Source organism: Micromonospora sp. NPDC005203 (assembly GCF_042872705.1).
In the GTDB taxonomy this organism is placed as follows: domain Bacteria; phylum Actinomycetota; class Actinomycetes; order Mycobacteriales; family Micromonosporaceae; genus Micromonospora.
Genome location: NZ_JBIAKV010000002.1, coordinates 927,236 through 949,460, shown reverse-complemented (window position 1 = coordinate 949,460; position 22,225 = coordinate 927,236). Strand labels below are relative to the sequence as shown.

Below are 22,225 nucleotides of genomic sequence, written 5' to 3'. Positions count from 1 at the left end.
CCCGGCGGGTCAGCGGCGGGGCGCGGCGGCGGTCAGCGGCGGGTCAACTCGGTGTCGCCGGCGAGCCGGGCGGCGCGGTCGGCCTCGGCGAGCGCGTCCAGCACCCCGTCCAGGTCGCCGGCGAGCGCCAGGTCCAGGTTGTACGCCGTGTAGCCGATCCGGTGGTCGCTGATCCGGTTCTGCGGGTAGTTGTAGGTGCGGATCCGCTCCGAGCGGTCGACCGTGCGCACCTGCGCCTTGCGGGCGTCCGAGGCGGCGGCGTCGGCCTGCTCCTGCGCGGCGGCGAGCAGCCGGGCGCGCAGGATCCGCATGGCCTGCTCCCGGTTCTGCAACTGGGACTTCTCGTTCTGGCAGGAGACGACGATGCCGGTCGGCAGGTGGGTGATCCGCACCGCGGAGTCGGTGGTGTTCACCGACTGACCACCCGGGCCGGACGAACGGAACACGTCGATGCGCAGCTCGTTCTGGTCGAGGGTGACGTCGACATCCTCGGCCTCGGGCAGCACCAGCACCCCGGCGGCGCTGGTGTGGATCCGGCCCTGCGACTCGGTGACCGGGACCCGCTGCACCCGGTGCACACCGCCCTCCCACTTGAGTCGCGACCAGACGCCGTTGCCGCCCTCCGGCACACCCTTCGTCTTGATCGCCAGCGAGACGTCCTTGACCCCGCCGAGGTCGGAATCCTGGGCGTCGATCACCTCGGTGAGCCAGCCGTGCCGCTCGGCGTAGCGGGTGTACATCCGCAGCAGGTCAGCGGCGAAGAGAGCCGACTCCTCGCCACCCTCACCGGCCTTGATCTCGACGATCACGTCCTTGGCGTCGTGCGGGTCACGCGGAATGAGCAGCTCGGCGAGGCGCTCCTCCAGCATCGGCACGGATCCGGCGATGGACTCCGCCTCGCCCGCGAAGGACGGGTCCTCGGCAGCCAACTCACGAGCCGCGGACAGGTCGGCTCGGGTCTGCTCCAGCTCGGCGGCGGCCTTGTGCAGGGGCACCAGCTCCGCGTAGCGGCGACCCACCCTGCGCGCGGTGGCCTGGTCGGCGTGGATGGCCGGATCGGCCAACCGCTTCTCCAGCGTCGCGTACTCGTCGAGGAGGGCGGCCAGACGCTCGCTGCTCATGCTGCGGATGCTCCTTCGACGGTGCGAAGCCGGCCGGGCCGAAGGCCGCCGGCTGCGTAACAGGGCACAACGCGGACGGCGCCCGCGCCCGGTGAAAAACCGGACGCGGGCGCCGAACGAGGAGTTACTTGGCCTTCTTGGCCTGAACCTTGGCGTACTTCTGCTGGAACTTCGCGACCCGGCCGGCGGTGTCGAGAACGCGCTGCTTACCGGTGTAGAACGGGTGGCAGGCGCTGCAGGTCTCGGCGTGGATCGTGCCGCCCTTGGCGGTGCTGCGGGTCGTGAACGTGTTGCCACAGGAGCAGCTGACCTCGGTGGTCACGTACTCCGGGTGGATGTTTGCCTTCATCGCCTCGGTCCTCTCGTTGGTGGTCGCCGGGTCGCCGTCATCACTCGTCGCGCCGTACACGACGGGCTCGGGCGTGAACCGGAACCGGTGGCCGACTGACAAGTGTGCCATGGGCCTGAGCCGACCCGGTAGTCGGGCCGCACACCTCGTCCGGCATCGTCAACACGTGCTCCCCCACCCGCATTCCCGCCGCCCGGCCGGGCATTCGCCCACCCGGCGGTCCGCCGCCGCGTACCCCGCCGGGGGTACGTCCCACGAGCCGGAGGGATGCCGGTGACCCGCCTGATCGCCACCCGCGGACTGCCCGCCTCGGGTAAGACGACCTTCGCCCGCACCCTCCAGCCGTCCGTGGCCCGGGTGAACCGGGACGACCTGCGCCGGATGCTGCACGGCGGACGGCTCTTCACCCAGTGGGCCGAGGCCCAGGTGACCGTCGCACAGCGGTCCCAGGTCGAGGCGTTGCTGCGGGCCCGGGTGGACGTCTGCGTGGACGACACCAACCTGCGCTCGCGGGCCCTGCGGGGCTGGGCCGACCTGGCCGCCCGGCACGGCGCTGATTTCGAGGTGCACGACTTCACCGACGTGCCACTTGACGAGTGCCTGCGCCGCGACGCCACGCGCCCACCTGCCGACCAGGTCGGCGCGGACGCGATCCGTCAGCTGCACGAGCGGTACCTGGAGGGGCGGACCCTGCCGTTGCCGGTGCCGCAGGCCCGCACCGGACGCCCCGCCGTGGTGCACCCGCCGTCGACCGAGCCACCGGAGATCGTCCTGGTGGACATCGACGGCACCGTCGCGCTGGCCGTGTCCCGCAGCCCGTACGACATGACGCGGGTCAGTGCGGACGAGCCGAACACGGCGGTGATCGCGGCGGTCCGGGCGATGCACGCCGCCGGGTACGGGGTGGTCTTCTGCTCCGGGCGGGACGCCTCCGCCCGAGCGGACACCGAGGCCTGGCTGGACCGGCACGTCCGGGTGCCGTACCTCGGCCTGCACCTGCGCACCGTCGGCGACTCGCGGAAGGACTCGGTCGTGAAGCGGGAGATCTACGACCGGGAGATCCGGGACCGTTACCGGGTGGCCGGCGTCTTCGACGACCGTGCCCAGGTGGTGCAGATGTGGCGAGCCCTCGGCCTCACCGTCTTCCAGGTGGCAGACGGCGGCTTCTGAGCCGCGAGCTGGCACTCGCCGTCGCGATGCCGACCGACCAGCCCTTCTGCACCACCTTTGCTCTGCTTCAACCGGCGCAACAGTGCTGGCCGTTTGATGTTGCGTGGGTTGAAGCAGAGCAAAGGGCAACGTGTGCACCATCGGGCCAGGCCGGGCGTGCTGCCGGGCGCCTGGCGAGACATGACGAAGGGGCACGGCCGTGACGGCCGTGCCCCTCGTCGTCGATCACCCGGGACTGGTTACTCCCCCGGCGTCGACTTCGCGATCTGCATCAGGAACTCGATGTTGGTACGGGACTGCTTGAGCCGGTCCAGCAGGAGATCCATCGCCGCCTGCGAGTCCAGCGAGTGCAGCACCTTCCGGAGCTTGTGGATGATGGCCAGCTCCTCGGGTGCGAGCAGGACCTCTTCCTTCCGGGTGCCGGACGGGTTGATGTCGATGGCCGGGAAGGTCCGCTTGTCGGCGATCTTCCGGTCCAGCTTCAGCTCCGCGTTGCCGGTGCCCTTGAACTCCTCGAAGATGACCGTGTCCGCCATGGAACCGGTCTCCACCAGCGCCGTGGCGATGATGGTCAACGACCCGCCGTTCTCGATGTTGCGGGCCGCGCCGAGGAAGCGCTTCGGCGGGTAGAGCGCCGTGGAGTCGATACCACCCGACATGATCCGGCCGCTGGCCGGAGCTGCCAGGTTGTACGACCGACCGAGCCGGGTCACCGAGTCGAGCAGCACGACCACGTCGTGTCCAAGCTCGACCAGGCGCTTGGCCCGCTCGATGGCCAGCTCGGCCACCGTGGTGTGGTCCTGCGGCGGACGGTCGAACGTGGCCGCGATGACCTCGCCCTTGATCGACCGCTGCATGTCGGTGACCTCTTCAGGCCGCTCGTCCACCAGCACCACCATCAGGTGGCACTCCGGGTTGTTGCGGGTGATCGCGTTCGCGATCGCCTGCAGCACCATCGTCTTACCCGCCTTCGGCGGCGACTGGATGAGTGCCCGCTGGCCCTTGCCGATCGGCATGACCAGGTCGATGACCCGGGTGGTCAGGATGTGCGGCTCGGTCTCCAGGCGCAGGCGCTCCTGCGGGTAGAGCGGAGTGAGCTTGTAGAACTCCGGACGACGCCGGGCCTCCTCCGGCTCCATCCCGTTGATCGTGTCCAGCCGCATCAGCGGGTTGTACTTGTCGCGCCGCTGGTCGCCGCTGTTACCGCCCTCGCGGGCCGCCCGCACCGCACCGGTGATCGCGTCACCGCGGCGCAGGCCGTACTTCTTGATCTGGGACATCGAGACGTACACGTCGTTCGGGCCGGCCAGGTAGCCGGTGGTCCGCACGAAGGCGTAGTTGTCGAGCACGTCGATGATGCCGGCCACCGGGACAAGCACGTCGTCCTCGCTGACCTGCGGCTCACGCCCACCGGTGTCGGCGCCGGTCTCGGTGCGCTCACCGCGCCCGCGGCGACGGTCCCGGAAACGGCTGCGCCGGCCACGCCGGCCACCGCCCTCGCCGTCATCGTCGTCGTTGTCCCGTTCGACACGCTCGGCACGCTGACCACGATCGTTGCGGTCGCCCCGGTCGTTGCGCTCGTTGCGCTCGCCCCGGTCGGAGCGCTCCGTGCGCTCGTTCCGCTCGCCGCGCTCGGCCCGCTCGCCCCGGTCGTTGCGCTCGGTGCGGTCCACGCGCTCGGTGCGGTCCACGCGCTCGGTGCGCTCGGCCCGTTCCGGACGCTCGGCCCGCTCGGTGCGTTCCGGACGGTCGGTGCGCTCGGCCCGCTCGGTGCGCTCGGCCCGCTCGGCCCGCTCGGCCCGCTCGGTGCGCTCGGCCCGCTCGGTGCGTTCCGGACGGTCAGTGCGCTCGGCCCGCTCGGCCCGCTCGGTGCGTTCCGGACGCTCGGCCCGCTCGCGGCGGTTCTCGCCACGGTCGGCCCGGTCGCCGGCTTCCGCCTCGTCGGTGCGCGTCTCGGTCGGACGTGCCGTCTCGGTCGAACGCGCCTCAGCCGGACGGGTCTCCGCCGCTGCGGCCCGGCTCCGCCGGGTGCGACCACGGCCCTCGGTTTCGGGGGCTGGCTCAGCCGCTGCCGGCTCGGCGCCACGTCCTTCGGCGGCCGGCCGGTCGGCGGTCTCCCGCACCTCGGCGCGCACCCCCTCACGGGTCGGGGCTGCTGCGGCCGCGACCTCGGCCCGCGGTCGAGGGGTCCCGGCGGCGTTGCCGCCCTGCCGCTCGGAAATCGCGGCGATCAGCTCGCCCTTGCGCATGCGAGCCGTGCCGGAGATGCCGAGCGACGCAGCCAGGCTCTGCAGCTCTGGCAGCAGCATCGCCGACAGACCGGTGCCGCTACGCCGACGACGGGCGGGAGCGGCGGCGGTGGCATCGCCAGCGACGTTGGAAACATCCGACGTCACGTCGGTGGTGTCGCTCAATGGATTCCTTCCCTCGATAAAGGCCGGGACTGCCCGGAGTCGGAACTAAGGTGGCCGGGCGGCCTCGGTGCACCCGCCTCGCAAGGACGCGTCGCGGGAGTCTGTGACACAGCAGCCGGTCGGTATCCCGACTCACCAACGTCGGTGAGCAGGTCTCGCCGTCTGCGGCGACCTGTGGAATCTGCGGTGCGGCGTGGGCCTTTGGCAGGGGTGTGACGGGCTGACCGCCGAGAGCTTCGGGGTGCGCCGCCTCGCAGGAGATCGCGTGCTTCGCGGCTGTGCTAGGTCTAGAGCGTAATCAACTCTTCCGACCTGCGGCAACAGGGTCCCGCTCGGCGTGTCCCAGTCTACCCCGAGCAACCCGCGCACCGCTGACGTCTATCGGTAACTGCCAGATTTCCCAGTCTGTTCCCGCCGGGAAGCCCTCCGGAGGCTCGCTGAACGTCAGCACGGTGGGGCCGGCCCCACTGACCACGGCTGCCACACCAGCCGCTCGCAACGCTCTGACCAGCGCCGATGTGCCTGGCATCGCGGATGCGCGGTAGTCCTGGTGGAGTCGGTCGACGGTCGCCGGCAGCAGCAGCCCCGGGTCGGCGGTGAGCGCGTGCACCAGCAGAGCCGCCCGCCCCGCGGTCAACGCGGCGTCGCCGTGCGGCACGGTGGCCGGCAACGCGGCCCGCGCGGCAGCGGTCAACCCGCGCTCCGCCGGGACGAAGACGGTGGGCAGCACCCCGTCCGCGACCGGCAGGGACACCGCCCGCGCGCCCGTCGGCTCGGACCAGGCCACCGTGAAGCCGCCGAGCAGGCACGGTGCGACGTTGTCGGGATGGCCCTCGATCTCGGCGGCCAGCCGGAGCGCGGCCCCGTCGTCCAGCCGGTGCTCCCCGTCGGTGACCAGGGCACGGGCCAGCAGCACCCCGGCGACGATCGCGGCGGACGAGGAGCCCAGCCCGCGCGCCTGCGGGATCCGGTTGACGCACTCCACGCTCAGGCCCTCGGGGTGGGCGTCGAGCACGTCGAACACGGCTCGCATGGCCCGCACCACCAGGTGCCGGTCGTCGTCCGGCAGCTCACCGGCACCCTGCCCGGTCACCGTCACCCGGACCCCGCCCGGCGCGACCTCGGCGGACACGTCGTCGTAGAGCCCGAGGGCGAGACCCAACGCGTCGAAGCCCGGACCCAGGTTGGCGCTGGTCGCGGGGACCCGGACACGGACCGGCCCGGCGGTAAGGTTCGTCGGCACGCGCTCATGCTAGGGCTCGGCACCGACGAACCGGTCCGCTGCCCGCAGCCTGGGATCGGGCAGATTCAGCCGGCCGGGTCAGGGACCGGCTCCGCGACCGGATCGCTGAGCGTGAGTCGGCGGGTGGCGATCCGCCACCCGACCGCGTACACGAGGGTGATCAGCCCGCAGCCGGCGAGCACGACCCGTTCGTCCACCACGTCCACGACCAGGGCCACCGCCAGCTGACTCACCGAGATCGCCAGCGTCGCGAGCATCATGTCGGTGGCGAAGACACGCCCACGCAACCGGTCCGGAACCTCGCCCTGCAGGGCGAAGTTCGACATTACCCAGTTGCTGCCGCCGGCGAAGTGCGCCACGAAGACCAGCAGCAGCACCAACGGGAACCAACGCACCACCGACGTACCCAGATAGGACAGCCCGTAGAGCGACATCGACAGCGCGAGCCCGGGCAGCAACCACGCCCGGTTGGTGAGCACCCGACGCATCAGGATCGGCCCCACCAACGCACCGGCCCCACGCACCGCGAAGAGCAGGCCGGCGCCGAGCGGGCCGACGCCGTACACGCCGGCCAGCAACGGGAACACGGTCAGCACGCCGTTGCCCAGGCCCACCGCCGACTTCACCGTGACCAGCGCGAGCACCCGGGGGCGTTTACCGATGTAGCCGAGCGCCTCGCGAACGGCGGCCCAGGTCCGCTGGGCCGGCAGGTCGGCGTCTCGTGGCGCCTGCAACGGCCGGCGGATCCGGGTGGCGAGGGCCGCGGCAAGCGCCAGGCCCACCGCTGCCACCCAGAAGCAGACGTACGGGCCGGCAGCGGTGCTGAGGACGCCACCGAGCGAGGCACCGACGACGGTCATGGTGCCCCAGGCCGAGCCGGCGACCGCGTTGCCGGCGGCCAGCTCGTGCGGCTCCAGCACGTTGGGCAGCGCGGCCTGCGCGGCCGGCGAATAGAACGCCTTGGCCACCGCGACCACCCCGATCGCGACGAGAGCCAGCCACGCCGTGGCGGCGCCGCGCACGCCGAGCAGCAGCAACACGCCGGCCAGCGCGGCCACGTTGGCCGCAATCATGATCTTCCGGCGGTCGAAGCGGTCGGCGATCGTGCCGGTGTACGGCAGCAGCAGGGCCACGATGCCGGTGTCCACCGCCAACACCAGCGCGCCCCAGACCCCGCTGCCGGTCAGCTGCGGTAACAGCACCAGCAGCGGCACCATGACGAACCAGTCGGCGCCGAAGACCACCAGTTCGGCCAGGAAGAGATTGCGAAAGCTCCGGTTGCCGGTCAGGACCGAGAGGGTGGACGCCACGCAGCGGCACCTTACCTGGTCGGGGTCGGGGTCACGCTCGCTGTCAGCAGCGCCGAAACCGTGACGAAGGTGTAACCAAGCGACCGCAGTCCATTGATCATGTCGGTCAGGCCGCGGAGCGCGACCAGTCGCCGATGGGCACCCACATCGTGGCCGAGCACGATCGTTCCCGGTCGGACCTCAGCCACGATCCGCCGGGCGTGGCCCGCCGGGTCGTCGGGAAACTCGCGCTCCACCATCTGCAGCGACCAGAGCACCAGCCGGTAGTCCAGCCGCGCCGCCGCGTGCAGCACCGCCCCGCCCAGGTGACCGTACGGTGGGCGGAGCAGCCGGGGCTGCGTCCCGGTCACGTCGGCGATAGCGTCGTGGCTCCGGCGCAGGTCGTCGTACGCCTCGGCGGCGTCCAGCTCGGCCAGGTCCCGGTGGTCCCAGCTGTGGTTGCCCACCTCGTGCCCCGCGAGCCGGTCGCGGACGACGTCGGCGTGCCGGCGGACCTGCGCGCCGACCATGAAGAACGTGGCCGGAACCTGGTGCCGGGCCAGGGTGTCGAGCACCATCGGCGTCCACTGTGGAGCCGGGCCGTCGTCGAAGGTGAGGGCCACCAGACGCTGACTGGTCCTTCCTGACCAGAAGACCTCAAGCGCGCCGCCGCCAACATCCTGCTGGCCGTTTCCGAGTGTGGCGCTGGCGGGGCCGCCGGCGATCGGCAGCCGGCGATGGGTGCTCTGCCACGCCTCGGACGCCCCGGCGCCGATGACCACCCCGCCGACCACCAGCAGGCCACGACGCAACAGATCGCGCCGCCCCCACCCTCGCGTACCGTCGGCCATCCGCCCACCCTTGCGTCACCCGCACCCATCCATCTACGAAGAGTACGCAAGAAGTTACACAAGGTGCGGCTCCGATCGGATCGGAGTGTTTCGGTCGACCGACGCTGGAACGCCCCCGGCAGAACCCTGCCGGGGGCGTTCCGAGTCGCGGTCCGACCTACTCGGTCGACTCCGACGGAGGCAGCGGCGAGGTACGGCTACGGGGCAGGCGCAGCACCTCGAACTGGTCCGTACCCTCGACCAGCGCGGCCGACGGCGCGGCTCGCCCGGCCGGCTGCGCACCCTCGGCCGCGGCCGAGGCAGGTGCGCCGCTCGGCACCGCCACCTGGTTCGGGGACGACACCTCCTCGGTCTCCGCCGCGGTCATCTCCGACCTGCCGGCGCGCCGCCGGTCGCGTCGGTCCCGCAGCGACTCCTTGGTGTGCTCCACCATCGTGTAGAGCGTCGGCACCAGGATCAGGGTGAGCAGTGTGGAGCTGAGCAGACCGCCGATCACCACCACCGCCAGCGGCTGCGAGATGAACCCGCCCTCACCGGTCAGCCCGAACGCCATCGGCAGCAGCGCGAAGATGGTCGCCACCGCGGTCATCAGAATCGGACGCAGTCGACGCCGGCCGCCCTCGACCACCGCCTCCCGAACGCCCATTCCCTGCGCCCGGTACTGGTTGATCAGATCGAGCAACACGATCGCGTTGGTCACCACGATGCCGACGAGCATCAGCACGCCGATCAGCGCCGGCACGCCGAGTGGCGTCCCGGTGACCAGCAGCAGACCGATCGCGCCGGTCGACGCGAACGGGATGGAGATCAGCAGGATCAGCGCCTGGGTGAGGCTGCGGAACGTCGCCACCATGATCAGGAAGACGATCGCGATCGCCACCAGCACCGCCAGGCCCAGGTCACCGAAGGCATCCGCCTGATCCGCGCTGACGCCACCGATCGTGAAGCTCGCGCCCGGCACGTCGATGGCGTCCAGCCGCTTCTGCAGCTCCTTGCTCGTCGCGCCCAGGTTCGAGCCGGTCGCCGCACCGGTCACCGACACGCTGCGCTCACCGTCGATCCGGGTGACCTGCTGCGGCCCCTCGCCCTGGGTGACGTCCGCGATGTCGTCCAACTTGACCGACCCCACCGGCAGCGCCCGCAGCTCCTCCACCGACATCGGCGGACGCGTACCCAGCCGCAGCACCACGTTCTGCTGCTGGCCGTCGAGCGAGACCTGACCCAGCGGCGCTCCCCGGAACGCCTGCGACACGAGCTGCCCCACGGCGGCCTCGGTGAGTCCGGCCCGGCCGGCGGCGACCCGGTCGACGGTCACATCGACCCGCGGCACCCGGTCGGCCAGGCTGGTGGAGACATCCTCGACGTCCGGGACACCGGCCATCGCCGACCGGGCCTCCTCGGCGGCCCGGGTCAGCACCTCCGGGTCGCTGGCCTGGACGACCACCTCCAGCTGGCTGGTCGACGCCTCCTGCCCGCCACCGAAGCTGATCTCGCCCACACCGGCGCCGAGCTTGTCGAACTCCTTGCGCAACACCTCCCGCATCTGCTTCGCGTCGGTGTCACCGTCGAGCGCCAACGACCAGCTGGCGACGTTGTTGCCGCCGCCACCCGCCCACGGGTTGTCGCCACCGCCGGCGGTCACCTGGTACGTCTCGACGCCCTTGGTGGCCGACAGCACCGACTCGACCTGCCTGGCCGCCGCGTCGGTGGCCGCCAGGCCACTTCCGGCCGGCAGCTCCTGGCTCATGTTGAGGGTGTCCTGGCCGGAGTCGTCCAGGAAGTTGGTCTCCAGCTTCTGGGCCAGACCGAAGGTGCCGAAGAGCACCAGCAGGCCGAGCCCGACGGTGATCCACCGGGTCGACCGCTTGCGGGTGGCGAACCCGACCACCGGCAGGTACGCCCGCTGCAACGGGCTGCGCAGCTCCTTCTCCTCCGCGCCACGCCGCACCGCCTCGTCGTCCGCGGTGCCGCCACGCGGCTTCAGGAACCAGTACGCCAGCACCGGGATCACGGTCAGCGACACCAGCAGCGAGGCGAGCAGCGCCACCGTCACGGTGATCGCGAACGGCGCGAAGAGCTGCCCCACGAATCCGCCGACCAACGCGATCGGCGCGAACACCGCCACCGTGGTGAGGGTGGACGCGGTCACCGCACCCGCGACCTCACGGACGCCCGTGACGATGGCGTGGCGCTTCTCCTCGCCGTACTCCAGGTGTCGTTTGATGTTCTCCAACACCACGATCGAGTCGTCCACCACCCGGCCGACCGCGATTGTCAACGCGCCGAGGGTGAGCAGGTTGAGCGAGTAGTCACCGATCCACAGTGCGATCAACGCCACCAGCACGGAGAGCGGGATGGAGACCGCGGTGACCACCGTCGAGCGCACCGACAGCAGGAAGACCAGGATGACGATGACCGCCATCACCAGGCCGAGCAGACCCTCGGTGGTCAACGACTCGATCGACTTCTCGACGAACGGCGCCTGGTCGAAGACGACCGTCAGCTCCGCACCGGAGGCGTCCTTCAGGTCGGCGAGCCGGTCCCGGATCTCGTGCGAGATCTGCACGGCGTTGCCGTCCGGCGCGGCGGTGACCGCGATGCCGAGGCTGTCCTTGCCGTTGGTCCGGGTGATCGCCGTGGCCGGCGCGAGCTGCTGCTCGACCGTCGCCACATCACCGAGACGGACCGGCGTCGCGCCCGGGGTGACGACGATGCCGCGGAGGTCCTCCAGGTTGGCGATCGGCGCGCCGACCTGCACCGGAAGGGCCAGCCCACCGTCGGTCACCGCGCCGGCCGGTACGGCCACGCCGTTGGTCTTCAGCGCCGCGCCGATCGCCGTCGGCTGCACCTGCGCCGCGGCCAGCTTCGCCGGGTCCGGGGTGACCACCACGATGTCGTCGCGGGTGCCGGTCACCTCGACGGTGCGTACCCCCTCGATGCCCTCCAGCTCCGGCACCACAGTCGCCCGGAGCTTTTCGGCGAGCGCCCGCTCGTCCGCCGCGCCGGCCGCGGCCAGCACCACCGCCGGCAGGTCGTCGGTGCTACCGGCGATGACCTGGGGGTCGACGCTCTCCGGCAACTGGGCGTCGATCCGGCTCAGCGCGGTCTGCATCTTGTTGACCACGTCGTCCAGGTCGGTGCCGAACTCGTACGTCACCTGGACGGTGGCCGACCCCTCGCGGGACGTGGAGGTGATCTTGTCCAACCCGGGAATGCCCTGGAGGGCGTTCTCGATCGGCTCGGTCACCTGCGACTCGACGATCTCGGGGCCGGCACCGGGGTAGGGGGCCACGATGAACGCGGCCGGGAATTCGAGCGACGGCAGCAGTTGCTGCTTCAGCGACGGCACGGCGAACACTCCGAACACCGTGGTCACCACCGCGATGAGGGCGATCAGCCCTCGGTTGGCGAGGCTGAATCTGGCAAGCAGCGACATCGGCCTGGTTCACTCCTGATCGAGTCTGCGGGCGGGGATACGTGAAAGTGTGCCGGATTCGATCACCGGAACCCCCGCCGCCCCCGACGCAGTCTCACCACCCGACCGCCGGCCTGCCCGCAGCGGGCGGCCGGCGGCGCGCTCAGGCCAGGTCGAGGGCGCGAGCGGCGGCCATCGGGTCGTTCGCGATGGTCAGCGGCGCCGGCGCCGTGGAGATCGCCCACTCCGGGTCCTTGAGGCCGTGGCCGGTCACCGTGCAGACCACCGTCGACCCGGGCGGCACCGCGCCCGCCTCGGCCTGTTGGAGCAGGCCGGCCACGCTGGCCGCGCTGCCCAACTCGACGAAGACCCCCACCTCGCGGGCGAGCAGCCGGTACGCGGAAAGGATCTCCCGGTCGGTCACCGCGGCGATCAGGCCACCGGAGGTGTCCCGGGCGTCCAGTGCCTTGGTCCAGCTCGCCGGGTTGCCGATCCGGATCGCCGTGGCGATCGTCGACGGCTCCGGCACCACCTGGCCGGTCACGATCGGGGCGGCACCGGATGCCTGGAAGCCGTACATCTTCGGCGTTCGGGTGGTGGCGCCGGCGGCCCGATCCTCCGCGTAGCCCATCCAGTAGGCGGAGATGTTGCCGGCGTTGCCGACCGGCAGGCAGTGGATGTCGGGCGCGTCACCGAGCGCCTCGACGACCTCGAAGGCGGCGGTCTTCTGGCCGTGCAACCGGTCGATGTTCACCGAGTTGACGAGCGCGACCGGGTGGTCCTGGGCCAGCTTCGCGGCGAGCGACAGGCAGTCGTCGAAGTTGCCACTGACCTGGAGCAGCTTCGCACCGTGCACCAGCGCCTGGGCCAGCTTGCCCAACGCGATCTTGCCCTGCGGCACCAGGACCGCGCAGGTGAGCCCGGCCCGCGCCGCGTACGCCGCCGCGGAGGCGCTGGTGTTGCCGGTGGAGGCGCAGATGATGGCCTTGTTGCCGGCCTCGACCGCCTTCGACACCGCGAGGGTCATCCCCCGGTCCTTGAACGAGCCGGTCGGGTTGGCGCCCTCCACCTTGAGGTGCACGTCGCAACCGATCCGGGCGGACAGCACCGGCGCCGGCAACAGCGGCGTGTTCCCCTCGTGCAGCGTGACGACCGGCGTGGCCGCGGTGACCGGCAGCCGATCCCGGTACGCCTCGATCAAACCCCGCCACATGTCGATCTCCTCGCCTCTACCGCCGCACTGACCCGAGCATCAGGGCCACCTTGGACCAGCCTGCCGGAGTGGTCGATGGCACACCCGGGCATACCCACCTGTCGGGACGCACGAGCCCACCCATCGATGGTGTCAACGAGTCAGGCGCCACCCTCGACCCGCAGCACACTGGTCACGGACCGGACAATGTCCATACCGCGCAACTCGCCGACGGTCGCGGCGAGCGCGGCGTCCGGCGCAACGTGGGTGACGATGACCAGCTCGGCGTCGCCGTCGCGGCCCGCCGGCCCACCCGCCGAGCCCTGCCGCACCGTCGCGATCGAGACGTCGTGCCGGGCGAACACGCCCGCCACGGCGGCCAGCACACCCGGGCGGTCGGCCACGTCCAGGCTGACGTGGTAGCGGGTCAACGCCTCACCCATCGGCCGGACCGCCAGGGCCGCGTACGCGCTCTCGCTGGCCGCGCGCACCCCGGCCAGCCGGTTGCGGCACACCGCGACCACGTCACCGAGCACCGCACTGGCGGTCGGCGCACCCCCGGCGCCCCGACCGTAGAACATCAACTGCCCGGCCGCGTCCGCCTCCACGAAGACCGCGTTGAACGCGTCACCGACGCTGGCCAGCGGGTGGCTGCGCGGGATCATCGCCGGGTGCACCCGGACGCTCACGGTCTCCCGGCCGCTTGCGTCGACGCCCCGGGCCGCGATGCAGAGCAGCTTGATCGTGCAGCCCATCGCCTGGGCGCTGGCCATGTCCGCGGCGGTCACCTCGGTGATGCCCTCGCGGTGCACGTCGGCCGCGCCGACCCGGGTGTGGAACGCCAGCGAGGCGAGGATGGCCGCCTTCGCCGCCGCGTCGAAGCCCTCCACGTCGGCGGTCGGGTCGGCCTCCGCGTACCCCAGGGCGGTGGCCTCTTCGAGGGCCTCGGCGAAGCCGGCGCCGGTCGCGTCCATCGCGGAGAGGATGAAGTTGGTGGTGCCGTTGACGATGCCGGTGACCCGGTTGATCCGGTCCCCGTGCAGCGACTCGCGCAGCGGGCGCAGCAGCGGGATCGCACCGGCAACGGACGCCTCGTAGTAGAGGTCGCCGCCGCCCTCCGCCGCGGCCTCGTGCAGGGCCACCCCGTCCTCGGCGAGCAGCGCCTTGTTGGCGGTGACCACGCTCTTGCCGGCCCGCAGCGCCTCGACCAGCCAGCCCCGGGCCGGCTCGATGCCGCCGACCACCTCGATCACCACGTCCACGTCGTCGCGCTTGATCAGGCCGAGCGCGTCGGTGGTGAACAGGGCCGCGTCGACGGGCAGGTCACCGCGGTCGCGGCCGAGCCGGCGGACGGCGATGCCGGCGATCTCCAGTGGAGCGCCGATCCGGGCGGCCAGGTCGGCCGACTGCTCGTGCAGCAGCCGGACCACCTCCTGGCCGACAGTGCCACAGCCGAGCAGCGCCAAGCGCACAGGTGACGTCATCCCACATCCAAAGCGAGCAGGTCCTCTTCGGTTTCCCGCCGGACGATCAGGCGCGCCTGGCCGTCGCGTACCGCGACCACAGGTGGCCTGGGCACGTGGTTGTAGTTGCTGGCCATGCTCCGGCAGTACGCACCGGTGCCGGGCACCGCGACAAGATCTCCGGGCTGCACGTCGGCGGGCAGGAATTCATCCTTCACCACGATGTCCCCTGACTCACAGTGCTTTCCCACCACGCGGGCGAGCAACGGCTGCGCGATAGAGGCCCGGGAGGCCAACGTCGCCGAGTAGGACGCGTCGTAGAGGGCCGTGCGGATGTTGTCGCTCATCCCGCCGTCGACGCTGACGAACGTGCGGATGCCGTCGAGCTCCTTGACCGTGCCGACCTCGTAGAGGGTGAACACGGCCGGGCCGACGATGGCCCGCCCCGGCTCGATCGACAGGTGCGGCACGGCCAGATTCTCCGCCGCGCACTCCAGGTCGACGATCTTGCGCAGGCGCTTGGCCAGGTCCTGCGGAGTGGCCGGGTCGTCCTGCGTGGTGTACGCGATGCCGAAGCCGCCGCCCAGGTCCAGCTCGGGCAACTCCACTGCGCGTGCGTCGCGGATCTGCGCCTGCAGGGCGAGCACCCGGCGGGCCGAGACCTCGAAGCCGCTGGCGTCGAAGATCTGCGAGCCGATGTGCGAGTGCAGGCCCCGCAACTCCAGGACGCCCTCGTCGAGGATCTTGAGAGCGGCGGTCGCGGCGGCGCCGCCGGCCAGCGAGAAGCCGAACTTCTGGTCCTCGTGGGCGGTGGCGATGAACTCGTGGGTGTGCGCCTCCACGCCGACCGTGACCCGGACCAGCACCCGGGGCCGGACCCCGCGCTCGCGGGCCAGCGCGGTGAGCCGGTCGATCTCGGTGAACGAGTCGACGATGATCCGTCCCACCCCGGCGTCCAACGCCCGGGACAGCTCGGCTACCGACTTGTTGTTGCCGTGGAAGCCGATCCGCTCCGGAGGCATCCCGGCCGAGAGCGCGGTGGCCAGCTCACCCCCGGTGCAGACGTCCAGGTGCAGGCCCTCCTCGGCGATCATCCGGACCACCGCCCGGCAGAGGAACGCCTTGCCCGCGTAGTAGACGTCCTCGGTGGGGAAGGCCGCTCGGAAGTCGCGGCAGCGCGAGCGCAGGTCGGCCTCGTCGAGGACGTACACCGGGGTGCCGAACTCGGCCGCGATGTCGCGGACGCTGAGGCCCGCGACGGCGACCGCGCCGTCCGCGCCACGCGTCACCGACCGCGGCCACAGCGCCGGCACGAGGGCGTTGACATCCGCCGGGGTACGCAGCCAGGCCGGCCCCCGGTCGCTGATGTCCGCGTGCAGCGCACCAGCCTCATGAGCCCTCATGTCACATCCTCTCGGGCGCGGAGACGCCGAGCAGGTAGAGGCCGTTGGCGATCACCGTGCGGGTGGCGTCGTTGAGCCAGAGCCGGGCGCGGTGCAGGTCGGTGACCTCCTCGTCACCGCGCGGCAGGATCCGGCACTCGTCGTAGAAGCGGTGATAGGCCCCGGCCACGTCCTCCAGGTAGCGGGCCACCCGGTGCGGACCCCGCAGCTCGGCCGCCGTGGCGACCGTCGCGGGGAACCCGGCGAGCGCCTTGAGCAGCTCGTTCTCCTTCTCGTTGGCGAGCAGCTCGGGTCGGAACGCGTCCGCGTCGCCCCGGGTGAGCCCCGCGTCGGCGGCGTTACGGCCCACGCTGGCGGTACGGGCTGCGACGTACTGCACGTAGTAGACCGGGTTGTCGCGGGTCGCCCGGGTCCACAGCTCGATGTCGATGTCGATCGGGGAGTCGCTGGAGTAGCGGGCCAGCGCGTACCGGGAGGCGTCCACGCCGATGGCCTCGACCAGGTCCTCCAGGGTGATCACCGTGCCGGCGCGCTTGCTCATCCGCATCGGCGCGCCGTCACGCAGCAGGTTGACGAGCTGCCCGATGAGGATCTCCAGGTTGCGCTCCGGGTCGTCACCGAAGCAGGCGGACATCGCCTTCATCCGGCCGATGTAGCCGTGGTGGTCGGCGCCCAGCATGATCACGACCCGCTCGAAGCCGCGCTCGCGCTTGTCCAGGTAGTAGGCGCAGTCTGCGGCGAAGTACGTCCACTCGCCGTTGGACTTGCGCAACACCCGGTCCTTGTCGTCACCGAAGTCGGTGGTACGCAGCCAGGTGGCGCCCTCGGACTCGTAGAGGTGTCCCTGCGCGCGCAGCCGGTTCAACGCCAGGTCCAACTCGCCCCGGTCGTGCAGGTCCTTCTCGTTGAAGTAGGTGTCGAACTCCACCCCGAAGTCGCGCAGCGAGGTGCGGATCTCGTCGAACATCAGCGCGACGCCCTCGACCCGGAAGATCTCCTGGGCGGCGTCGTCGTCCAGCGACCCCACCTCCGGCCGACGGGCCTGCACCTCGGCGGCGATCTCGGCGATGTACGCCCCGCCGTAGCCGTCCTCCGGGGCCGGCTCACCCTTGGCGGCGGCCAGCAGCGAACGGGCGAACCTGTCGATCTGCGAGCCCGCGTCGTTGAAGTAGTACTCCGTGCCGACCTCGGCGCCGGTGGCCCGCAGCAGCCGGCTCAACGCGTCGCCGACGGCCGCCCAGCGGACCCCGCCGATGTGCACCGGCCCGGTTGGGTTGGCCGAGACGAACTCCAGGTTGATCTTCTCCCCGGCGAGTCGCTCGCTGCGGCCGTACTCCGCGCCGGCCTCGACGATCACCCGGGCGAGCTGACCGGCGGCGGCCGCGTCGAGCCGGATGTTCAGGAAGCCCGGCCCGGCGATTTCCACCGATTTGACACCGGCCGTCCGGCCCAGTTCGTCGGCCAGCGCCGTCGCCAGTTCCCGGGGCGGGACGCCCACCTTCTTGCTCAACTGCAGCGCGAGCGTCGACGCGTAGTCGCCGTGCTCGGGGTTGCGCGGTCGCTCCACCACCGTGCTCGCCGGCAGCGCGGCGTGGTCGAGCCCACGCTGCGCGAAGACGGCGTGGGCGGCGGCAAGGACGACCGAGGCTAGTTCTGCAGGAGTCACCCAGCCATGTTATCGGGGGTAGACTCGGGCACTCGGCGGCTCCCCTGCGCGTCTACCGGCCCGCCACTCCCCTGACCGACCGACTTGACGAGGCACGATGAGCATCAGCACCCCGGGTGGCCCTGAGCGCCGCCCGACCGTGGTCAGCACCGGCAAGAAGCCGGCCGCGGGCCGGCCGGCGCCCGGCGCCAAGGCCGGTTCCGGCAAGCCGGCCGGCTCCCCCCGGGCCGGCGGCAAGGGCCCGCGCAAACCGGTCACCCCGGTCAAGGTGAGCCAGGGCCGCGCGTGGGGGCCGATCGCGCTCTTCGTCGCGGTCGGCGTGCTCGCGGCCGGCATCATCGGGTACGGCGCCTGGGCGTCGTTCCAGGGCTCCAAGCCGTGGGACAAACGGGCCAACGCCATCGACGGCATCGTCAACATCCGCAAGACCGACGGCGAGAGCCTGAAGTACGAGTCACACAAGTCTGGTCCCCTGACCTGGAAGTACTCGCCGCCGGTGGGTGGCGTGCACAACGCCGCCTGGCAGAACTGCATGGGCGACGTCTACGACGCCCCGATCGCCAACGAGCACGCGGTGCACAGCCTGGAGCACGGCGCGGTGTGGGTCACCTACCGCCCCGACCTGCCCCAGGACCAGGTCGACAAGCTCGCCGGCAAGGTGCGCGGCGTCGAGAAGATGCTGATGAGCCCGTACGAGGGCCTGGACAAGCCGATCTCGCTGCAGGCCTGGGGCTACCAGCTCAAGCTCGACAACGCCGACGACTCGCGGATCGACGAGTTCATCAAGGACCTGCGGGTGAACGCCTCCGCGGAGGGCCCGACGGCGCTCTGCAACACGGGCATCACCGCCACCGGCACCACGCCGCGTGAGCTTCCGCAGCAGCAGCAACCCCAGCAGTAAGGACGCCGATGACCGCCCCCGCCACCACCGACAGCGAGTACGACGACACCCCGGCCGTCGCGGACGAGGACGGCCGGGCCCCGGCGTCGCGTTACGGCGTGCTGGCGCTCGCCGTCATGGTGGTGGTGGGGCTGCTCCTCGGGTACGCGGGTGGCCTGCTCACCCCGCGGTTCACCCGGCCCGGTGACGCGTCGGTCGAGGCCGGCTTCGCGCGGGACATGACGACCCACCACGCGCAGGCGGTGGAGATGAGCCTCATCGCGTACCGGTCGGCGACCATCCCCGAGGTGCGGCAGATCGCCGTCGACATCGCCAGCGGGCAGCAGGGCGAGATCGGCGCCATGCAGACCTGGCTGCGCGAGTGGGGCCTCAGCCCGACCGGCTCGAAACCGCCGATGTCGTGGATGTCCGACGGGGCCGCCGTCAAGAACGGCCTGATGCCGGGGATGGCCACCCCGCAGCAGATGACCGCCCTGCGGGACGCCCGGGGCATCGAGGTCGACCGGCAGTTCCTGACCTTGATGTACGCCCACCACCTGGGCGGCATCCACATGATCGACGCGGCGCTCGACGAGACCGACAACGACGAGGTCGTGCGGGTGGCACAGATCATGAAGAACACCCAGCAGACCGAACTGAACAACCTCCGGCAGCTCCAGGCGCAGGCAGCCAAGGGCTGACCGACCCGCCGGGCACATCGGGCCCGCGCCCCGCCGCACACCGGCGCGGACGCGGGCCCCGCCTCACGACGCGCGCGTTGATCGACGGGCCGTCGGGCCGCGCCATGCCGAGGCCACATACCCGCCACTCGCTCCGCACCGCCTTGATCGACTCGCTCTTCAGCAAGTCGGGCTGTCCGCGCCACCGGGACGCCCCAACTTGCAGGAACCCGAGTCGATCACGGCGGGCAACCCAGCACCTACGACCCTGAACGCCCACCTTCGGTCCTTGTGGGTGATTTGACCGGGACAGGCGATTACGTAGCTTCGAGACTTTTCTACCCACATATCGTGACCAGTTGCGATTCGTGCTCGTTGCCCAAGACGTGGGGGTTGCACTCAGAGACGCACGGCGTTCGGTCACCAGTTGGTGCCGACGCCACACCATCGGCGGTGACGGGGCGGTGGCAGCCGTCCGTCGCGGACAGCGGCAGAGCGAGCCGGGAATGCTCAGCCGCGAACAGGAACTTGAACTGATCGACACACTGCGGGGCGTCCACCCCGACGAGTTCGGCCTGGACGAGGAGTTGTGGACGAGGCAGAGCCTCACCACGCTCATCCAGCGCCGATTCGACCTGCCGTTGGACACCGGGGCGGTCGGGGCGTACCTGCGGGCCTGGGGGTTGGGTCCGCGCGAGCCGCGCGAGCGGGCCTGTGGGCTCTGCGTCAGCGCGGTCGAGCGCTGGGTCCGCGGCGAGTACCCGGCGATCACCAGGGCCGCCCAGGAGCACCTCGCCGAGGTCTACTGGATCGGTCGGATCCGGTTGCGCGGCACGATGCCGGCGGCCGACGTGATCTCCGCGGTGTCCTCCCGCGGCCGGGTGCGCTTCATGATCACCACGCCGACGGTGGACCCGCCGCTCCCCCGCGACTTCGTGCTGCGGCTCAGCGGCGAGGAGCAGCGCACCGTGCACCTGATCGTGGACGGCTCCTGGCCGCGCAACGAGTGGCCACGCCGGCTCCCCCGGCGAATCGTCCTGCACCCGCTGCCCAGTTGTGGGCGGGCCGTCGCGGCCGCTTGAACGCCGGGTGAGCCGGTCGCCGACACGATCGGCTCACCCGATACCGATTCGGCGTACGCGGAGGAGGTTTGCTAGTCTTCTCCAGTCGCTGAGCCCCCGTAGCTCAGGGGATAGAGCACCGCCCTCCGGAGGCGGGGGCGCAGGTTCGAATCCTGCCGGGGGCACACTTGCTAAGAAACCTTTGACCAGCACAGTAAGGCCCCTGACCAGGGGAAACCCGGTCAGGGGCCTTACTCGTGTGTCCGGCTGTGTCCGGCCGTCAGCGGCCCGTGGCGGGCGTCTGTGCCATATCCGTGCCAAAGTTCGGGCGCTCGATCAGTCGTGGCCGAACGCTCGTTCGACGCGCTGCCGGAGAGCAGCCTCACCGCCGTCTAGGCACTTGGCGTAGATCCTGAGCAGCACCTCCACCGACTGCCCGGCCCAGTCGGCTACCTGAGTCGGCGGCACTCCCCCGTTGAGCTGTGTCGACACGGCAGCGTGCCGCAGGTCGTACGGGGTGCGCGCCAGCGGGGAGGCATAGACCTCGGGCGTAAACACGGCGGCACGCGCCCACCGCCACACCCGGTTGATCGTCCCCTTGGGCAATTCCTCCTTGTTGCGCTCCCCCACGAACAACCGGCCGTCCGGTCCGTAGCCGAACAGTTCGATACATTGATGATTGCGGTTAGTTCGGGTGGGCATGGAGCCGATGCATTGATCAGGTTCGCCGACGGACTTTAGCAGCGGTCAGATCGATCAGGCGCCGTATCGTCCCAGCCATTCCGCAAAAGTTTCTTCAATCGGAGACTCATAATCCGTAGACTCGACTGCCTTGAATATGAGCGTTTCAAGTTCGTGCAATCGCTTATTCAGTTCTTGCCACCGAGCTTGCGCTCTTTCGTGAACACGCTGGAGTTTACCTCGGCCCTCTTCCACCTTCGCTAGATCTGCTTCGAGTCGCAGATAATCTGGACTGCTCCGATCGGAAATCTGCCCCAACTCCGTCGAGAGTCGGAAAGCCTCCTTGCGAGAAAGTAAATGTTCTGCGCCCGCCGCTTCCAGAGCCGCCGCTAACCTCTCACGTTCATCCTGCAGCCTTCTCGCATCCTCAACCGCTGCTCGCAGGAGGTGGGCTTCGGCTACTCGGCCTGCTTGCGCCAGAGTGTCAGTACTAACAGAAGCATTTAGATATTCCTGGGCATGATGAAGAAATGTATCTGTCGGCATAAGGATCAGACGAGCTCCCGTTCGAGCCTCTATCTCATCCGCAAGCTCGGGCCGGCCGATTATGGTTTGTCCCTTGACACGCAAGTACCAGTCTTCTTTAACATCGCCCGTGACGAGGACCAGGAACTTCGGACGCCGACGTTCAGCTTCAGCAAGGGTCTGAGCCCAGAGAAAATAGTCTCCATTCGGGTTCAGTTTGCGGGAATCCTTGAACCCAGGTGGCACCTTGTCTTCAATCCGACGGGACGCCTCCTCTTCGGCGTTCCGACGCTCGTCCTCTGAAAAAGCTGGCCCTACGCTGTCCGGAAATATCGACTGAAGCCGGTTAATGACTTCGTCGGAGTCGGCCGGACTACCAAGCCCGTGCGCCTGATGAAGTCGCGCGACTTCGCGTCGGAGCGGTTCTAGCGTTTGACGAGAAAGATCTAGTAGCTGATCTCTCACGTCGTCTGTCAGGGCCGAGCGGTTTGATAGCTTGCGAACCTTTGCATCAAGGTCCGCTTGAACATTCTTTCGATGCTCGTCGAGGGTGTCCAGCAGTTCTTTGTACGCAGTATCGTGTTCTGCGATGACCGCGAAACGGTTCCTATGAAATTCGAGTCCGACTTGATGTGGAATCCATACCCTCTTCGAGACTTTTTCAAGCACGGACAGGAGTTCGTCACGCGCTTTGGGGGCGAACCGGTAGGCGTTGAGAAGAACATTCGTATCCAGTACGACAAGGCCCTCCCTCATCGCCTCCGCGATCTCATGGTGGCTCGGAACTAGATGCGCTTGGAACTGATTGCTGAAGCCGGACAC

Annotated in this window: 17 protein-coding genes and 1 tRNA gene; 5 read left to right on the top strand and 13 right to left on the bottom strand. The window is 70.2% G+C overall.

The annotated features are described in order from the left end of the window. Positions 1-32 precede the first annotated feature (32 nt). A complete protein-coding gene (gene prfA, locus ACFYPM_RS09700; protein ID WP_387193185.1) occupies positions 33-1,121 on the bottom strand; it encodes a peptide chain release factor 1 in 1,089 nt (362 codons plus the stop codon). Between the two features lie 124 nt (positions 1,122-1,245). Beyond that, on the bottom strand, positions 1,246-1,470 hold the full coding sequence (gene rpmE, locus ACFYPM_RS09695) for a 50S ribosomal protein L31 (RefSeq protein WP_355008073.1): 225 nt from the start codon (positions 1,468-1,470) through the stop codon (positions 1,246-1,248). 273 nt (positions 1,471-1,743) lie between these two features. Between rpmE and ACFYPM_RS09690 the strand changes: the two genes are divergently transcribed. Beyond that, entirely contained in the window at positions 1,744-2,640 is an 897-nt protein-coding gene (locus tag ACFYPM_RS09690) for an AAA family ATPase (protein WP_387193182.1), read from the top strand. Positions 2,641-2,879: 239 nt separating this feature from the next. Here ACFYPM_RS09690 and rho read toward each other — a convergent pair whose 3' ends face one another. From rho to argS, 9 genes are all read right to left on the bottom strand, one after another. Then, positions 2,880-5,054, bottom strand: coding sequence for a transcription termination factor Rho (rho, locus tag ACFYPM_RS09685; RefSeq protein ID WP_387193179.1), 2,175 nt, complete (start codon positions 5,052-5,054; stop codon positions 2,880-2,882). A gap of 298 nt (positions 5,055-5,352) precedes the next feature. Beyond that, entirely contained in the window at positions 5,353-6,297 is a 945-nt protein-coding gene (gene thrB / locus ACFYPM_RS09680; protein ID WP_387193176.1) for a homoserine kinase, read from the bottom strand. Positions 6,298-6,362: 65 nt separating this feature from the next. Next, on the bottom strand, positions 6,363-7,607 hold the full coding sequence (locus tag ACFYPM_RS09675; protein WP_387193173.1) for an MFS transporter: 1,245 nt from the start codon (positions 7,605-7,607) through the stop codon (positions 6,363-6,365). 11 nt (positions 7,608-7,618) lie between these two features. Continuing rightward, the gene (locus ACFYPM_RS09670) at positions 7,619-8,437 is read right to left on the bottom strand and encodes a polysaccharide deacetylase family protein (protein ID WP_387193170.1); all 819 of its coding nucleotides are present in this window, start codon (positions 8,435-8,437) and stop codon (positions 7,619-7,621) included. Between the two features lie 157 nt (positions 8,438-8,594). Next, a complete protein-coding gene (locus ACFYPM_RS09665) occupies positions 8,595-11,873 on the bottom strand; it encodes an efflux RND transporter permease subunit (protein ID WP_387193167.1) in 3,279 nt (1,092 codons plus the stop codon). A gap of 142 nt (positions 11,874-12,015) precedes the next feature. Then, the gene (gene thrC / locus ACFYPM_RS09660; protein ID WP_357246418.1) at positions 12,016-13,065 is read right to left on the bottom strand and encodes a threonine synthase; all 1,050 of its coding nucleotides are present in this window, start codon (positions 13,063-13,065) and stop codon (positions 12,016-12,018) included. A 140-nt stretch (positions 13,066-13,205) separates the two neighbouring features. Further along, positions 13,206-14,516 carry a homoserine dehydrogenase gene (locus tag ACFYPM_RS09655; RefSeq protein ID WP_387193446.1) on the bottom strand — a complete coding sequence of 437 codons (1,311 nt, stop codon included), beginning with the start codon at positions 14,514-14,516 and terminating at the stop codon, positions 13,206-13,208. Positions 14,517-14,524: 8 nt separating this feature from the next. Then, on the bottom strand, positions 14,525-15,910 hold the full coding sequence (gene lysA, locus ACFYPM_RS09650; RefSeq protein WP_387193164.1) for a diaminopimelate decarboxylase: 1,386 nt from the start codon (positions 15,908-15,910) through the stop codon (positions 14,525-14,527). Position 15,911: 1 nt separating this feature from the next. Then, positions 15,912-17,576: an arginine--tRNA ligase gene (gene argS / locus ACFYPM_RS09645; protein WP_387193162.1), complete on the bottom strand. Its 1,665-nt coding sequence runs from the start codon at positions 17,574-17,576 to the stop codon at positions 15,912-15,914. 97 nt (positions 17,577-17,673) lie between these two features. Between argS and ACFYPM_RS09640 the strand changes: the two genes are divergently transcribed. From ACFYPM_RS09640 to ACFYPM_RS09625, 4 genes are all read left to right on the top strand, one after another. Further along, positions 17,674-18,477 carry a DUF3105 domain-containing protein gene (locus ACFYPM_RS09640; RefSeq protein WP_387193159.1) on the top strand — a complete coding sequence of 268 codons (804 nt, stop codon included), beginning with the start codon at positions 17,674-17,676 and terminating at the stop codon, positions 18,475-18,477. Between the two features lie 8 nt (positions 18,478-18,485). Beyond that, positions 18,486-19,157, top strand: a complete 672-nt coding sequence (locus ACFYPM_RS09635; protein WP_387193156.1) for a DUF305 domain-containing protein — start codon at positions 18,486-18,488, stop codon at positions 19,155-19,157. Positions 19,158-19,522: 365 nt separating this feature from the next. Beyond that, entirely contained in the window at positions 19,523-20,218 is a 696-nt protein-coding gene (locus tag ACFYPM_RS09630; RefSeq protein ID WP_387193443.1) for a winged helix-turn-helix domain-containing protein, read from the top strand. 92 nt (positions 20,219-20,310) lie between these two features. After that, positions 20,311-20,382: transfer RNA gene (locus ACFYPM_RS09625), tRNA-Arg, on the top strand. 151 nt (positions 20,383-20,533) lie between these two features. Here the strand turns inward: ACFYPM_RS09625 and ACFYPM_RS09620 are convergent. Together ACFYPM_RS09620 and ACFYPM_RS09615 are read right to left on the bottom strand one after the other, a co-directional pair. Then, positions 20,534-20,899 (bottom strand): hypothetical protein, encoded by a 366-nt coding sequence (locus tag ACFYPM_RS09620; RefSeq protein WP_387193153.1) that lies wholly within the window; start codon positions 20,897-20,899, stop codon positions 20,534-20,536. A gap of 54 nt (positions 20,900-20,953) precedes the next feature. Beyond that, positions 20,954-22,225, bottom strand: coding sequence for a PIN-like domain-containing protein (locus ACFYPM_RS09615; protein ID WP_387193151.1), 1,272 nt, complete (start codon positions 22,223-22,225; stop codon positions 20,954-20,956).

Bases quoted from the DNA above. Each gene is read 5' to 3' on its own strand.
- ACFYPM_RS09635 (WP_387193156.1), top strand. From the start codon at position 18,486: ATGACCGCCCCCGCCACCACCGACAGCGAGTACGACGACACCCCGGCC.
- prfA (WP_387193185.1), bottom strand. From the start codon at position 1,121: ATGAGCAGCGAGCGTCTGGCCGCCCTCCTCGACGAGTACGCGACGCTG.
- ACFYPM_RS09640 (WP_387193159.1), top strand. From the start codon at position 17,674: ATGAGCATCAGCACCCCGGGTGGCCCTGAGCGCCGCCCGACCGTGGTC.
- rpmE (WP_355008073.1), bottom strand. From the start codon at position 1,470: ATGAAGGCAAACATCCACCCGGAGTACGTGACCACCGAGGTCAGCTGC.
- ACFYPM_RS09620 (WP_387193153.1), bottom strand. From the start codon at position 20,899: ATGCCCACCCGAACTAACCGCAATCATCAATGTATCGAACTGTTCGGC.
- lysA (WP_387193164.1), bottom strand. From the start codon at position 15,910: ATGAGGGCTCATGAGGCTGGTGCGCTGCACGCGGACATCAGCGACCGG.
- thrC (WP_357246418.1), bottom strand. From the start codon at position 13,065: ATGTGGCGGGGTTTGATCGAGGCGTACCGGGATCGGCTGCCGGTCACC.
- ACFYPM_RS09665 (WP_387193167.1), bottom strand. From the start codon at position 11,873: ATGTCGCTGCTTGCCAGATTCAGCCTCGCCAACCGAGGGCTGATCGCC.
- ACFYPM_RS09670 (WP_387193170.1), bottom strand. From the start codon at position 8,437: ATGGCCGACGGTACGCGAGGGTGGGGGCGGCGCGATCTGTTGCGTCGT.